The sequence below is a fragment of the Bacillus rhizoplanae genome (genome assembly GCF_917563915.1).
In the GTDB taxonomy this organism is placed as follows: Bacteria; Bacillota; Bacilli; order Bacillales; family Bacillaceae_G; genus Bacillus_A; species Bacillus_A rhizoplanae.
Map to the genome: position 1 here is coordinate 56,982 of NZ_CAKJTI010000007.1, position 15,025 is coordinate 72,006.

At 36.2% G+C, this 15,025-nt stretch carries 15 protein-coding genes and 1 pseudogene; 8 read left to right on the forward strand and 8 right to left on the reverse strand.

The annotated features are described in order from the left end of the window. Positions 1–150 precede the first annotated feature (150 nt). Positions 151–1,571: pseudogene (locus tag LRP84_RS09280) on the forward strand (RNA-guided endonuclease InsQ/TnpB family protein). A gap of 85 nt (positions 1,572–1,656) precedes the next feature. Next, complete coding sequence (locus tag LRP84_RS09285) at positions 1,657–2,172, forward strand: GNAT family N-acetyltransferase (RefSeq protein WP_230574821.1); 516 nt, start codon at positions 1,657–1,659, stop codon at positions 2,170–2,172. 36 nt (positions 2,173–2,208) lie between these two features. Here the strand turns inward: LRP84_RS09285 and LRP84_RS09290 are convergent, their stop codons facing one another. Continuing rightward, on the reverse strand, positions 2,209–2,976 hold the full coding sequence (locus LRP84_RS09290) for a CPBP family intramembrane glutamic endopeptidase (RefSeq protein ID WP_230574822.1): 768 nt from the start codon (positions 2,974–2,976) through the stop codon (positions 2,209–2,211). A 230-nt stretch (positions 2,977–3,206) separates the two neighbouring features. Then, on the reverse strand, positions 3,207–3,752 hold the full coding sequence (locus tag LRP84_RS09295) for a helix-turn-helix domain-containing protein (protein ID WP_230574823.1): 546 nt from the start codon (positions 3,750–3,752) through the stop codon (positions 3,207–3,209). Positions 3,753–3,909: 157 nt separating this feature from the next. Here LRP84_RS09295 and LRP84_RS09300 point away from each other — a divergent pair, with 157 nt between their 5' ends. After that, on the forward strand, positions 3,910–4,314 hold the full coding sequence (locus LRP84_RS09300) for a DoxX family protein (protein WP_230574824.1): 405 nt from the start codon (positions 3,910–3,912) through the stop codon (positions 4,312–4,314). A gap of 138 nt (positions 4,315–4,452) precedes the next feature. On the opposite strand, the gene LRP84_RS09305 is transcribed toward LRP84_RS09300, so the two are convergent. Beyond that, the gene (locus tag LRP84_RS09305) at positions 4,453–4,761 is read right to left on the reverse strand and encodes a 4a-hydroxytetrahydrobiopterin dehydratase (RefSeq protein WP_230574825.1); all 309 of its coding nucleotides are present in this window, start codon (positions 4,759–4,761) and stop codon (positions 4,453–4,455) included. Then, positions 4,745–6,499 carry an aromatic amino acid hydroxylase gene (locus LRP84_RS09310; protein ID WP_230574826.1) on the reverse strand — a complete coding sequence of 585 codons (1,755 nt, stop codon included), beginning with the start codon at positions 6,497–6,499 and terminating at the stop codon, positions 4,745–4,747. The genes LRP84_RS09305 and LRP84_RS09310 overlap by 17 nt, the downstream gene beginning before the upstream one ends. A 703-nt stretch (positions 6,500–7,202) precedes the next feature. Between LRP84_RS09310 and LRP84_RS09315 the strand changes: the two genes are divergently transcribed. Both LRP84_RS09315 and LRP84_RS09320 read left to right on the forward strand, forming a co-directional pair. Then, positions 7,203–7,514 carry a hypothetical protein gene (locus LRP84_RS09315; protein WP_230574827.1) on the forward strand — a complete coding sequence of 104 codons (312 nt, stop codon included), beginning with the start codon at positions 7,203–7,205 and terminating at the stop codon, positions 7,512–7,514. 9 nt (positions 7,515–7,523) lie between these two features. Beyond that, on the forward strand, positions 7,524–8,747 hold the full coding sequence (locus LRP84_RS09320) for a TolB family protein (RefSeq protein WP_230574828.1): 1,224 nt from the start codon (positions 7,524–7,526) through the stop codon (positions 8,745–8,747). Between the two features lie 31 nt (positions 8,748–8,778). On the opposite strand, the gene LRP84_RS09325 is transcribed toward LRP84_RS09320, so the two are convergent. Both LRP84_RS09325 and LRP84_RS09330 read right to left on the reverse strand, forming a co-directional pair. Beyond that, positions 8,779–9,180, reverse strand: coding sequence for a hypothetical protein (locus LRP84_RS09325; protein WP_230574829.1), 402 nt, complete (start codon positions 9,178–9,180; stop codon positions 8,779–8,781). A gap of 19 nt (positions 9,181–9,199) precedes the next feature. Next, entirely contained in the window at positions 9,200–9,694 is a 495-nt protein-coding gene (locus LRP84_RS09330; RefSeq protein WP_230574830.1) for a GNAT family N-acetyltransferase, read from the reverse strand. A gap of 222 nt (positions 9,695–9,916) precedes the next feature. On the opposite strand from LRP84_RS09330, the gene LRP84_RS09335 reads away from it, so the two are divergent. Beyond that, positions 9,917–10,492, forward strand: a complete 576-nt coding sequence (locus LRP84_RS09335) for a histidine phosphatase family protein (RefSeq protein ID WP_230574831.1) — start codon at positions 9,917–9,919, stop codon at positions 10,490–10,492. Between the two features lie 425 nt (positions 10,493–10,917). Then, complete coding sequence (locus tag LRP84_RS09340) at positions 10,918–11,418, forward strand: DoxX family protein (RefSeq protein WP_230574832.1); 501 nt, start codon at positions 10,918–10,920, stop codon at positions 11,416–11,418. Between the two features lie 203 nt (positions 11,419–11,621). On the opposite strand, the gene LRP84_RS09345 is transcribed toward LRP84_RS09340, so the two are convergent. Together LRP84_RS09345 and LRP84_RS09350 are read right to left on the reverse strand one after the other, a co-directional pair. After that, positions 11,622–12,503, reverse strand: coding sequence for an alpha/beta fold hydrolase (locus LRP84_RS09345; protein ID WP_230574833.1), 882 nt, complete (start codon positions 12,501–12,503; stop codon positions 11,622–11,624). Positions 12,504–12,518: 15 nt separating this feature from the next. After that, positions 12,519–13,358: a GNAT family N-acetyltransferase gene (locus tag LRP84_RS09350; RefSeq protein ID WP_230574834.1), complete on the reverse strand. Its 840-nt coding sequence runs from the start codon at positions 13,356–13,358 to the stop codon at positions 12,519–12,521. Between the two features lie 277 nt (positions 13,359–13,635). Here LRP84_RS09350 and LRP84_RS09355 point away from each other — a divergent pair, with 277 nt between their 5' ends. Continuing rightward, positions 13,636–15,021 carry an alkaline phosphatase gene (locus LRP84_RS09355; RefSeq protein ID WP_230574835.1) on the forward strand — a complete coding sequence of 462 codons (1,386 nt, stop codon included), beginning with the start codon at positions 13,636–13,638 and terminating at the stop codon, positions 15,019–15,021. The last annotated feature ends 4 nt before the right edge of the window (positions 15,022–15,025 follow it).

The following is a 15,025-nucleotide window of genomic DNA, read 5'->3' on the forward strand; positions in this document are numbered from 1 at the left end:
CTTCAAAACGTGCAGGGCATAGCCCAGTTTAAGGTGGAGATGAATTGCCAGAGCATTTGTAAAAATATTTTTGTAGTATGGCGAATATATGTTCTTTTTTGGTGTTTTGTAGTATCATAAAGGAAAGAAAGAGAATATGCAACCTATCAAATTTGGATCAAGAAAGGTCATAAGCTATACTCTTACCTCCTAGAAATGTGTCAAAATGCCAAAAACCTCTACAATACAACAAACTTCTATATTCGCCAAGTATATACGGCCTTACGTACTGAGAAACCATTACAGCCGCTTCAACAAGAAGTTCTTCATACATTACAAGCATATATTGAAATCATGAATGAAAATCAACTTCGCGCGTATCAAAAACGTGTACAAAAACAAAAAGAAAAGCCGGTAGAAGAACGGAAAGAAATCAAGTGTAATCTGTTTACGTTACCGACAAAAGAGAAATCATTCCTATCCTATAACTTTCTAGATTGTTTGTTTAAAGCAATGAAGCACCAAGACTATATAAACCTACCATCACAAGTAAATCGAGCAGTTATGAGAAAGCTTTACCAAAACTGGGATTCATTTTTTGATTCCATGAAAAATACAAAAAACATCCTTTCACTTTTACTGGCAGACCTCGCATTCCAAAATATATCAAATCATTTATGAGAGAAGTTGTATTCACGAATCAAGTATGTAAACTCCAAGTTAAATACATTCGTTTTCCAAAAACAAGCATAAAATTAAATATTGGTAAATTGTTTGGACAAATTAGTAATCTCAAAGAAGTACGCGTTTCTCCTGCTTACGGGAAGTTTAAAGTTGAAATTGTGACAGAACAATCTGAGACAGCACCTGAGCATGTCGATAATAATCGCTATATGAGTATTGATTTAGGGATCAATACTCATATAGCGATTATCACAACGAATACAGGGGCTACTCCTGTGTTAGTAAAGGGCAGTGTCATCAAAAGTATCAATCAATACTACAACAAACAAAAGGCTCATTTACTGGGGATTCTTCGTCATGGAAAAGAACCAAAAGAAGGACCACACACATCAAACCGCTTAGAGAGGCTTCATGAGAAACGGTTTCTCAAGATAAAAGATTTCTTTCACAAAATCAGTTACCACATTGTTCATTTCGCAGTTCAACATGAGATCTCTATGATTGTGATTGGGAAAAATACATCATGGAAACAAAACAGTGAGATGGGAAATCGACAGAATCAATCCTTTTGCCATATCCTACATAATTTACTCATTGAAATGATCATCTATAAAGCAAAACGAAAAGGTATTATTGTACAAGTCGTGGAAGAATCGTATACAAGCAAGGCATCCTTTCTAGACAATGATGTAATCCCAACTTACGGTGGGGAAGATATTCCTGAGTTCAGTGGGAAACGGATCAAACGTGGTTTGTATCGTACGAAAGAGAATAAACTACTGAACGCAGATGTGAATGGTTCCTATAACATCTTAAAAAAGGCAGTTCCAAAGGCGCTTGCCGATGGAATAGAGGGGTTGTGCCATCAGGCAGCTGTGTCAACTCCACTCGTGTTAAGCATCTCTTGAAGGTGATACACGAGAAACCCCCATTTCAAGATCCGGAGGAGATAAGTGGCGGGAGTTTTCATAATTTACATAAGGGGGAGAGACTATGTTTCACACAGAACGTTTACAATTTCGGAAATATAAAATCGATGATTTAGATTTTTATGCTTCTTTATGGGCAAACGAACAAGTGATTCGCTACATTGGGAAAGGAACTCCTAAAACGTATGAACAATGCAAAAAAAGTCTTGAAAGCTGGGTTCTTCCAGGATATGAGCGTGGACTCGGTTTATTCATGATGTTACATAGAGAGACGGGAGAACCAATCGGTCATGCAGGACTTGTTCGTCAGCGTGTTGATGGAAAAGAAGAAATTGAAATTGGATATTGGCTGCTTCCAAAGTATTGGGGAAACGGATATGCGAAAGAAGCCGCAGCTGCTTTTCGTGATTACGGCTTTCAAGTACTTAAGCTTGAAAAACTCATTTCTCTTATTAATCCCGATCACCCAGCTTCTATTTTTGTAGCAAGAAAAACAGGTATGGCTTATGAGAAGACGGTGTTATTTCATAATATGGATGTTCTCGTTTATTCAATGAGAAGAGCAGGGATAGGAAACTAATAACCTGCTCTTTTTATTTTAGTATATAAAGGATAGTTATAAAATCATCCCGCTGCATACCATTAATAGATTCAGAGCAGTGTGCCATATAACAGCTGGGAGGATACTATTAGCTTTTACGGTAATTCCTCCATAAAAAAATCCACCAATACTAAAGCTAATACAAACAATCCAAGGAAAACCTAGAGAATAATGTTGTAAGCCGAATCCGACACTGGTTAGGACAACAGCCCATTTTTCTCCTACTTGTTTTGTGAAATTTGTAAGTAAAATCCCTCTCCAAATCCATTCTTCTAAAACCGCATTTATGATAGAAAATAAAATAGCAAACAGAAAAACATGTTGGATATAGGTTAGTCCTTTTAAAAATAGAAATGGTATAAAAACAATAATATTGATGCTGATAGCAATGATGAGAAAGAGTTGTATTGTGATTTCTTGAGGACCTCTCCATATAAACGGAGCGTAAAGTGTATTTTTCCATTTTGGTTTTTGCCAATATGAAATGAATGTCTGTTTATATCGACGTGAAGCAATGATAAATGGAATGAAGACAAGCAGTAGACAAAGACGCCTTATTAAGATTGTTGTTTCTTTAGAGGGAAATGAAATGGTATGCATTGCGGATAAGTATAGAGCAAAACCAAGGGCAAATAATATACTTGTTACTGCAAATGATTGATATGCTTTTTTCCATAGTAAAACAAGTGCAAATCCTATCCATATAGCAACAAGTACAGGGTTTTGTAGTTGCAGTGTAATGACAAGAAGTACGAACGAAGTGAGGGATATAAAATAGTACATATTCTGTATTCTCCTATCTTTAAAATCCAAATTTATCCTTATAAAGAATATTATACAAGAACATAGAAGAGAGAAATATGTTTATTTTATCCCGCATTAACGGGCAGTAAGACCCTCACCTCAAGATACAGAGAAAATCGAAGAAGATAGGTGAGGGATGAAAAAAACCCCCACTGATGGAAGTTTCACTTTATAAAGAAAGCACTGCAAACAAATTTGTTCACAATGTTTCAATAAACGCGTTTTTGATTTTCGGCATGACTTGAAATAAGCAGCAATGCTGGTTCATCACTAATATTACGAACGATATGCGGTACGCAAGCGCTCCAAGAAAACGAATCTCCTTCTTCTACAATTGCAATATCCTCTCCGTGTTGAACTTCTAATTTTCCGCGCAAGACAAGATGACATTCTTCTCCTTCATGAGCATTCGGTGTGTTTTCTTTTGGAAAACCAGGAGGAATTTCTACTAATGATAAACGCAGTCCGCCTTGCTCAGCCACATGTTCAATTTTTTGTTGATCTTTTCCGTAAATACTATATTTCCGTTCTTCTTTTTTTACAATTTTCATCCGATCTTTTTGCTCTAACAATAAATAAGGAAGAGGAACATTTAAAAAATGAGCGATTGTTTCTAGAGTAGAAATAGATGGAGAGGTTTTATTGTTCTCCACTTGGCTCATAAATCCTTTAGAAAGCCCTGTTCCTTCACAAATTTGCGCAATTGTAATGCCTCTGCGCTGCCGAATTTCACGTATTGTCGAACCGATATTCATAATGCCCGCTCTCCTTTTTCTAAACAGATATTTGTATCATAGCAAATCTTTTTTATTTTTTCTCAATAAAAATCAATTGACGAACAAAAAAAATTACTGTATGTTTTGTATTGTGAATAAAAGTTTTATATAACAAAACAATAAAGGGGAAATAACAATGAATCAATATATTGGTAATTTAATTATTCGAATTGTATTAGGAGTTACGTTTTTTGCTCATGGTTTAGCAAAGTTCCAAGCAGGAATCGATAACATCGCAGGTTGGTTTACAAGTATTGGTTTACCAGGTGGTCTTGCATATGGCGTTGCGACAGTAGAATTAGTTGGTGGCATTTGTTTAATTATCGGTTTAGGTGTAAGATATGTAGGATTATTATTTGCACTTATTTTAGTTGGAGCAATTGTAAAAGTGAAATGGTCAGCTGGTTTATTAGGAGATGGAAAAAATCCTGGATATGAAATGGAGCTTGCATTATTAGCGATGGGCCTTTACTTATTTGTTGTGAAAGCAGAAGGAGTTTTAGATCGTTTCTTAAAAGCGACAGTATTGAAAAAAGACTAATTTGAACTAGAATAATAGTATGAGTTTTTGATTTTACCTTAATATAGAAATTTGTACAGTGAACTGTGGTCATCATATTCCATTTATTATGAAATAGAGAAAAGGAAGCCTGAATTGGGCTTCCTTTTCTACATCCTCTTATCGTACAATTGCTTTTTCATTTTGCAAAAACATCTCATCAAACTGTTTTGCCATTTCAAAATCAAGTTTTGTCAAACCTTTTGCATTCCATGATGACAACGTAATAATAACAGCTTTATACTGGATAAGGATGAATGGATGGTGATTGCGTTCTTCTGATAGTTTGGCCGCTTCAGAAACAAATTCGACACCTTTTAAGTAGTCGGAGAACATGTATTTTCGTTCAATCCATTTTTCGTCTTTTATTGTCCATTTATCCAACTTCATTAACTCTTCTTGTACTTCTTCATTAGTTAGTCGCTGCATTGTTTTTCACATCCTTTATTGGTAGTAAGGCAAGTCCGTTATTGATTAGACGCTGAACCTCTTCATTATTTTTAAAGGAAGAAAGTTGTTGTAACAATGCTGCACGTTCTGGAATCTCCACTTTATGTTCTAGTAATAACTCTAAAATCTCAAGGCGTAGTAGCCATTCCTTTTCATAAAACTTATCTAATACGTGATGGATTGCTACAAGCTGTTCTATATTCTGTTCGTGTAATGAACCTTCGTTGCGAATATCACGAACAGTTTCGTACATTTTTTCAAGCTCTGTTCGTGTGCGCGGTGTAGGTATTACTTCGTCTTCTTCTGCTACTGGAAAGAATGCTGCTGGATCTGCTGCACCAGGGAAAACAGAAGGAATTGCTGAACCAACTGCCATATCAAATGTCCCCCACGCTGCATCAAATAATAAGCGATTTTTTAACGTGACTGTACAATTTGTAAATGAAATGACAGCGACTTTTTCCTTATTTCTAATAATATCAGTTACTGTTCCTATCACATGTACACCACTTGTAAAGGTAAGTTCAGTTTTGTTACCAACAGAGATTCCTAATGTGTTTAATTCTTCATCTGTGCAAGATTCTAATGCGATATCATTTTGTAATAATCCAATTGGCGTACCAAACCCATCTTGGTGCACAGCTGTAGAATGATTTGGCAATTGTGTATGATTGATAGCTAATGCAGTTGGGCTACCTGTTTTTATATAAATAGCTTCGCCGCTTTCATTTTTTACTACTTCAACTAGTGTTCCTGTAATTTGTAATCCGCTGTTTAAAGCAACTGTCGCTGTATTTTCAGAACGAAGAGCTTTATCTAAACCTTTTGTACCGCCTGATTTGAATGCCATTGTTTCTGAGAATTTTTCAAGTGCTTCAATCAGTTCTTCGAAAGAGCCGCATACAAAAAGCTGTGGCTGCATTTTTGTTACATCGTAGCTTGTTTGAATACATGATTCAATAGAGAACGGTACTTTTTTGACAGCGTCAGTTAAACAATGTTTGCTTTCACCAACAGAGGAAAGAAGTCCAGCACCATAAATTTTTGGATTTTGTATATCACCAATCAATCCGTATTCCACTGTCCACCAGAAAAGACGGGAAATTTGTTCTGCTTCTGATAGGCCAGAAACATGTTTTTGTTTTTCTTCCACTTCTTTTTCCGCAACAGTAATTTCTTCTGGAGTAGATGTGCGGCTTTCTTTTACAATCGTTAATTGACGAACCGCTTCAAATAAGTCGTGTTCTTCTTTTGTAGAGAAAGCTTTTGCTCCAATCTGTCCGAACAATTTTACATATTTTGCATATGTAGGATCGAGTAGAATTGGTGCGTGTCCAGCTGCTTCGTGAACAATGTCAGGAGCTGGTGTATATTCAATGTTTTCTACTTTACGAATATCTGTCGCAATTGGCAGGAGACCATGTCCTTGGAAATCAAAGAATGCTACGCCAGGAATTAATCCGTCAATTGTAACAGCCCCCCAACCGCTCGGTGCTAAACAATCGTTCATTTCTTCTACTTTTGGAATGGCATCTATATTAATACCGGAAGACTGCAATCCGTTTACATACGCTGGATGTGCAACGTCTTTTAAAAAGTTATGATTTTGTCTCATAATGTAGCGCCATACAGCGTGATCAATTGGTGTGTAGTGGTCGTAATGCTGCTTTGATACATAAGGTTTTAAGTGCGATGGAATTTCTGCTGTTTTTGTCATATAGATATATCCCCCTTTATGTAAAAAATGCTATGTTCCGTTTTTTATGGGCATCGCTCCTTCCAAAATAATGTAAACGCTTCTAAAATTTTATCATAAAATTCCGAATTATTTAATATTTGTTTTTGCTGCAAATAAAAAAATTCCTATCGGAAAATACGATAGGGATGATAAAAATTGCGGTACCACCCTACTGGTAAACAAAAAATTGTTTACCATTCTCTTAAGATAACGGAAAGAAATCAAATGTAATCTGTTTGCATTATCGACAAAAAGGAAATCGTTTCTATCGTATAACTTCCTAGATTGTTTGTTTAAAACAATGAAACAACAAGAATATATGAACTTACCGATGTAAACGAATCAAGCGGTTATGAAAAAACTCTATCAAAACTGGCAAGCATTTTAGAAGCGCACTTTGAATTGCAGAAAGTGAAAAGCTAAGAAAGAAGGTATAGAGGGTGCCTTCTTTTTATCCCGCATTAACGGGCAGTAAGCCCCCCACCTCAAGATTCAGGGAAAATCGAAGAAGCTAGGTGGGGGATAACTGCCCGTAAAATTCCGATTGGTTCAACTAACCATCAGTGGGGGATGAAAAAAACCCCCACTGATGGAAGTTTCACTTTATTTTTGCAAACTTTGTATACTCTTCGCTTAAGTAACGAAATGCTATAAGAAAATGAAAGGCAGGGGGATAAAGTTCATGGAAATGGAGCAAGGGGTATTACCATTATTAATACATGGGGCAACAATCTTTTTAATGGTGTCTTTTGTTATTGCTGCACTGTTATGGTGGAAAACAGAATGTGGTGTATATGGCTGGTTTTTTAGTCATCTTATATTTCTAAGTTTTGGGATTGCAGCTTGGGTACATATTTTACAAGAACCGTCTGTTGGAGAGGGATTTGAGTCGGAAAATAATTCGCTTTATATTGGGATTGCCGGCCTATCGTGGGGAGTTAGCATGCTATTGTTCATAAAAGGAATGCAGGGAATTGCAAAGCTTGTAAAGTGAGGTGTTCACATGTTTAAGTTGTTCATATTTATTTGTTTTTTCTTTAGTGCAGTTTCAAGTAGTTATGCGGAAAATGTACTAATACAAGTTGCTTTTATTCGTAACCATAATCTCTGGATAAAAATAGATGGGAAAGAAAAGCAGATAACAAAAGGAGAACGTATTGTGAATCCAAAGTGGTCATATGATGGAATGTGGCTTGCTTATGCAAAAGGAAAAGAAGCAAACCGGCTTGAATTATATCGAATTTCAGATGGAAAAAAGGTAGCGCCTTTTCTAGCGGATGCAACAAACTATCAATGGTCACCAAAGCAAAACATCATCGCCTTTCAATCTGATGGAGTTTTAAACATATACGATGTAGAACACCCGCAAAAAGGTTTTGAGAATGTATCGGTTGGTGTAGGAGATTATGGCTGGTATCCTGATGGAAAGAAATTTCTCGTTTCTTCTATGTCTCATTTACTGCCAACAGGATGGACGGGTGCTGAATTATTTCAAGTGCCACTTGATGCAAATTTAGACCGAAGTAAGATCAAACATTTTTACACCTTACCAAAAGAATCACCACAATTTTTTGCAATTGTAGCAAGTTTGTTTCAATGGTCACCCGATAGAAAATGGATTTCATTTTTAGCAACACCAACTGCTTCTTGGTCGATGGATAGTAACACGTTATGTATAATTGGAGCGGATGGAAGTAAGTTTGAAGCGGTTGATCACATGTTGATTCAACCAAAATGGTTTCAATGGGCACCATCAAAAAATATTCTTGCATACATAGAAGGAGAAGGACGCTTTACCGTCGAAAATAAACATTTAAAATTAAAAGAACTTCCTGCTTTTCAGCAAGCTACTTTCACTCCAAAAGGTTATGTTGATTGGGATTTCACTTGGAATAGTAATACGTTGATTACAATTTCTAGAGCAAAGGAAACGGAATGGTCCAATAATCCGAAGCAACGTCCGCAGCCTTCACTATATCAAATCAATGTTGCGAATGCACAGAAACGTCAAATTACAACCCCGCCAAAAGGATACGGAGATTATTATCCGTACTATATAAAACGCACAAATCAACTCCTATGGATACGCTCTAATCGAAAGCAAGCCGATATGTGGATTGCAAATGCAGACGGTTCACAAGCGAGAAAATGGATTCAAAATATAGACGAAGCAGCAAATTATTATGAGAAACGAGATTGGGAGCATGTTGTATCGGTAAAAGAATAAAATATACGTTCTCTGTTTGAAGAGTCGCATGTTAAAAGAGTGTATAGTTTATCATAGATTTTTCGGCATTTATGCAGCGTTTTATCCATTGCGTTTCATATTGTGAATGAGGTAAAATCCGATTCTGTAAATGACCAATATGAAAAATCTTTTCTGTTAAGCACCAATCTACACATAATTTATATAAGTCATAATGTAATGGATCGTCATCCCAATACACAGGGATTTCTTTTATATTCGCTTGCCAATATAAATATGCACGGGTATGACCATCTGTAAAAATAATTTTATCGTCTAATTGTTTAATGGGTAATGGTGCATATAAAGCAAACGCAGGTGGTGAACAAAACTGTTGCAATTTCATTATTTTGTCGTTGTTTAGAAACAATTGACTTGGTTGCGCTTTATATATATCAATAAAAAAAGAATTCATTTCGTATCACCTAAGTCTTTTATAAAATCTTTGCCATATAATATTCATTTCTTGGTTGTCCGTCAACAATTAAACCATGCACTGCTTCACCTTCAATAACAAACTCCATCTTTTTATATAACGCAATGGCCCTTTCATTATGAGACATGACTGTTAATTCTAGACGAAGTAATTGTTGTGTACGGGCCCATTGTTCAATTTCACGAAGTAATTGTTTGCCGATTCCTTGACCTGCGTATTGCTGGAGCACTCCAATTACTAAATATGCAGCGTGTTGCTTTCGCTTTACTGCTCCGCCGCGAGCGATTATATATCCAACAAGTTGCTCATCTTTCTCCGCTACTAGAAGTGTTGAATTATACGGAGAGAGAAGAGATTGAATCATAGATTTTTGCTTCTCAATCGTAAAGTTTCGCTCATTAGGCTCAAATAACATAAAATTTGTTTCTTGATCAATAGTTTGACATAGTTTCAAAAAAGGAGCTGCATCTGCTTCTGTAATTTCGCGAATCATCATAATCACCTATCTCTATTTTTGTATAGCATATGATATTCGTTATGTAGATGCGGAACTCCTGTAAGGAAAGGGTCATATTACTTTGTTTCCCCCTTAAATTTAAATATATGTGGATCCTCTCTTTTTTATAAAGGGAGGATTTTTTTGTAACGAAGAGAAGGAGAAGCTTCTATGAGCGAAGGGACTTTATGCTAATACGGAATAGAAAGGAATGTTGATATGAAACTTATTTTTGTCAGACATGGAGAAGGAGAGCATACAAAAAATTTGCCGGACAGTTTAGGGGTGAATCATCCATCTCTCACAAATAAGGGAAGAGAGCAGGCATTATTACTGCGAGAAAACTTACCTCTACATGAGAGTGATGTATTGATTGTAAGTCCAACGGTGCGAACGTTACAGACAGCGGCTTTATGGAGTGAGCATATTGCTTGTATGAAAGCTGTTCATCCATATATTTCGCCTCGTATTTTTCCGTATCGAGAAGGAGCAAGAACGTTGCCTTGTGACAAAATGTTACGCCAAAAGAACGTTCAGCAGTTGTTCCCGCAATTTCTATTAGCAGAAGAATGCAATGACAAGTTATGGAGTAATGGGATCAATACGATTTCAGAGCTTGAGTTTTGCACGGCTGCTCATAGCTTCATTGAATGGTGTAAAACGTTACAAGTTCCACGCATAATGATCGTCTCTCATGATGGAACGATTACAGCATATAGGCAATATGTAATGAGACAAGCATTAACGAGGGAAGACTTTTTAGAGGAAACAGGAATGCATGAAATTCAATTATAGTAGAAAGGAGATTAAAATAAATATTGCATGAATAAGTGAGTATAACTTTGTTTTATATAGGGATTTTCCTACTCTAATGGGCAGACCTTCAACTGCATATAGAGAGGGACCAAAAAAGGTAGGAGAGGGGGAACTGTCTATATAACGATAAGTAGGAGTCTACTCATCTAAAAAGATAAAAATATGCTTTTTTATAAAATTTGACATTGAGAACATAATTTTCTTTGAAAATAGTAATGAAAATCATTATCGTTTGTGTTATTATAGGTTCAAGTTTTTATTTGCAAATAAAAGTGGTTATAAAACGTACGTTTGAAGTATTTTGAAAAATTGATAAAAAGCATTCATAATGAATGAAACGAAACCGGTTACGAATGTTGTTGTATTCATGTAATTAATTTAATTACAAAAATCAGGAGGAATATATGGTTATTCAGTTTTTAAGAGAGAACAAAGCAGTTTCCTATGTACTAGCAGCAGTGCGTATTTATATTGGTTATACGTGGCTTATGGCAGGGATGAAAAAGCTAACAGGTGGCGGATTTGACGCAACAGGTTATTTAAAAGGAGCAATTGAACAAGCATCAGGAGCTCATCCTGCAGTGCAATCATGGTGGGCATCCTTTTTAAACGAAGTAGCAATTCCCAATATAGAGCTATTTAATTTTTTAGTTACATGGGGAGAAATTTTAGTTGGAATAGGGTTAATTGTTGGATGTTTAACGAAAACAGCTGTATTTTTTGGTCTTGTAATGAACTTTTCCTATATGTTTAGTGGGTCAACGGGTGTGAATCCACAATTAGTAATCTTGTCTATGTTTATTTTAGTTTCAGGTTATAATGCTGGCAAATTTGGTGTAGATGGACTTATTTTATCAAAAATTTTCAATAAAAAATCACGCAATTATCAAAAGCAAGCCGCTTAGCGTATAAAGTGAAACTTCCATCAGTGGGGGGGGCTTCATCCCCACTGATGGTTAGTTGAACCAATCGGGCTTTTACGGGCAGTTATCCCCTACCTATCTTGGGGGTCTTACTGCCCGTTAATGCGGGATAAAAGGGGGTATCTCATCATGAGATACCCCTTTTAACGAATTTGGGGTGATTTTGCTATAAAGTGAAACTTCCATCAGTGGGGGTTAGTAGGATACTTCTTGAAAAACTCATCAACATACTGCATAAACTCTTGCGGCTGTTGACGAAACGGTGCATGTTCGCCTTCCTCAATAATATGAAATGTACTGTTTTTTAAGAATTGATGATACGTTTCGCCGCTTTTCCAGGAAACGCTTTTATCATTTCTTCCCCAAATAATTAACGTTGGCACTTTGATTTCATCAGCGTTAATGCGTAAACGGCGCGGCCACATTTTGCCTAACTCGTCATGATGTGCTGTATCTTCACGTTTATACTTGACTTCTTCCTCGCGATATTCTTTCGGAGTAGAGACAGTACTTAAATCAGTTGATAATGTTGGTTTTGGAGATCCTTTCCCGTGCTGTAAAGTTTCTGCCCCTATTGCATCCGTTAAAATAAGGTGGGTTACAGCATCTGGATATAAGTATGTTAAATTTAAAGAAATTTCTCCGCCCATAGAGTGTCCTAATATCGCGAATGTATCATATCCTAACTTTTTCATTAATTTATAATACAAATTTGCTTGGTTTGGGAAGGAATAGCGAAAATCCATCGGTTTTGAAGAACGGCCGAAACCTAAAATGTCGACAGCAATAATTGTATGATTTTTTGCTAAATCTGGATAAATATCACTAAATCCATTTGATGAGCCTCCAAAGCCATGAAGCATAAGTAAAGGTGGTTTATTTTTACCAATTTGTTTGAAGTAAATGGTTTGTCCATCAATTTCAATCATTTTTTCGTTTGTCTCTAGTTTTGTTGCAATTGTTTCTTTTATTTGTATTGCTTTTTTTGTTTGCTTCTCAATTGTGCTGCAGCTCGTTAACGTTGTGAGAACAAAGCAGCTGAGCATGTAGAGCTTCCATCGTTTCAAAGTGGCTTCCCCTTTCTAGCATAGCGCTGCATCCATCATAGCAAATATGAAATCTCGTTTACCAGGAAGATTCTCCCCGTTTTTTATCATGAGAGGAGAAGGCAGCGTTTCTTTAAACTCCAATGATAGCAGTTTGTCCCTAAAGCTTTTTTGTGAATAAGGAACATCGATACGAACAGTTCCATTCCATTGATTACATATGGATAGTAATAAATGCAAGGCATATTCTTCATTGTGAGCAATAAGGGGAGTAACACATAAAGTATTTCCTTTTCGTATACATAACGCAAAAGCTTCTAGTCTATTATTTTTTTCTATTTTTAATGCAAGGTGTGTTCGGTTTAAGAGTATTGAATACAACTTGGAACGATGAGCACCGCTTGCTATGAAATCGAGTTGAATGAGTGTGTTAAGATCCTGACTCGTGATTTGACTAGTAGAAAAGGAGTTGTTTTTTGTTTCTGTGCTATTTCGTTCTAATCGATGAATAGAAGTAATTGTGTTAAATCCATATGTATGATATAACGGCGTACCAGCATCCGTTGCAATGAGAACAAAAGGTTGTAATGGCGGAGCATTTTTTATGCAAATGTCCAGCAAAGAGCGTGCTAATCCTCTTCGTTGAAAATTTGGATGAACAATAAGCGTACCAATAGAAGTAAATCCTGTTTTATATGGAAAAACAGCGATACAAGAGATAAGTTTACCTTCGTTATCATGGCCAAACAAAGTACCGATAGAAAAGAAGGTTTCAAATTGTTCCTTCATAAACGAAATGTCATGTAACCAACCTACTGCATCACAAAGAGATAGAAGTTGTGGGATATCAGACTGATTTAGTGCTTTTATCTGCATATATTACACTCCCTCGTTTTTTTTAGTAGATACATTTTATCACGAAACAATCTAAAGATTCTGTCTTGTTGTGCGTTAAGGAAAGAGAGAGTGTGTACAAACATACTGCATTTGGAAGAATCATATATATCAATAAATAAAACGACAAAAAAATACAGCCTGCAACAATATTCACCCTAAATTAACAAAATGTTTACATATTTCTAATTTTCTCTTAACAGTTTTCTATTAAATTTGGTAGTGGGGATTGAATTAAGAATTTAGGGGGACTTATAAGGTGAAAAAATTTATGAAGAAAGCATGGCCGTTTGCAGTTGTTTCATCGTTAGCACTTACTTCAATTGTAACATGGAATGTTACGCGTTCAGATGTCATTAAAGCAGATGAAAAAGAAGACAATGCAAAGATTAAAAATGTAATTGTCCTAATCGGGGATGGAATGGGTCCTTCTTATATGACAGCGCATCGTTATATGAAGGATAATCCAAAAACATTTGAAATGGAGCAAACAGAATTCGATAAGCATCTGGTAGGCACACAAGTTACATATCCAGAAGATGAGCATCAAAATATTACAGACTCTGCTTCTGCTGCAACTGCAATGTCAGCAGGAATCAAAACATACAATGCAGCTATAGCGGTCGATAATGATGAAACAAACGTAAAGACTGTGTTAGAACAGGCAAAAGAACGTGGGAAATCTACAGGTTTAGTTGCAACTTCTGAAATTACACATGCAACACCAGCAGCTTTCGGTGCGCATGATATTAATCGGAAAAATATGGATGCCATTGCAAATGATTACTTCGATGAAAAAATTAATGGTAAGCATAAAGTAGACGTTCTTCTTGGCGGCGGTGTAAATAACTTTGTAAGAAAAGACCGCAATCTTACAGAAGAATTTAAAAAAGATGGTTATAGCTATGTAACAGATCGTCAGCAGTTATTAAATGATAAGAATGACCAAATTCTTGGATTGTTTGCGCCAGGCGGTTTCGATAAAATGATTGACCGCAATGACAAAACACCTTCTTTAGAAGATATGACAAATGCTGCAATTGATCGTTTAAATAAAAATAAAAATGGCTTCTTCTTAATGGTAGAAGGCAGCCAAATTGACTGGGCTGGTCATGATAATGACGTTGTTGCAGCGATGAGTGAAATGGAAGACTTTGAAAGAGCATTTAAAGCAGCAATTGAGTTTGCGAAAAAAGATAAGCATACACTAGTTGTAGCAACTGCTGATCATTCTACTGGTGGTCTCTCTCTTGGAGCAAACGGCGTGTACAATTTTGATGTAAAGCCAATTAAAGCAGCAAAACGTACACCTGATTTTATGGCATCTGAAATCGCGAAAGGTGCAAATGTTGAAGAAACATTGAAAAAGTATATTGATTTACAATTAACACCTGAAGAAGTTAAATCTGTGAATGATGCTGCGACGTCAAAAGATGTAACAAAGATTGATAATGCAATTGAAGCGATCTTTAATACACGCTCGTACACAGGTTGGACAACTGGTGGTCATACTGGTGAAGATGTTGGTGTATACGCATTTGGACCAGGAAAGTACTTATTTGCTGGCGTTCAAGAAAATACAAACTTAGCAAAACGTGTATTTGATGTTATTGGCGGCGGCGACCCAAATAAAGGTAGACGCTAATATG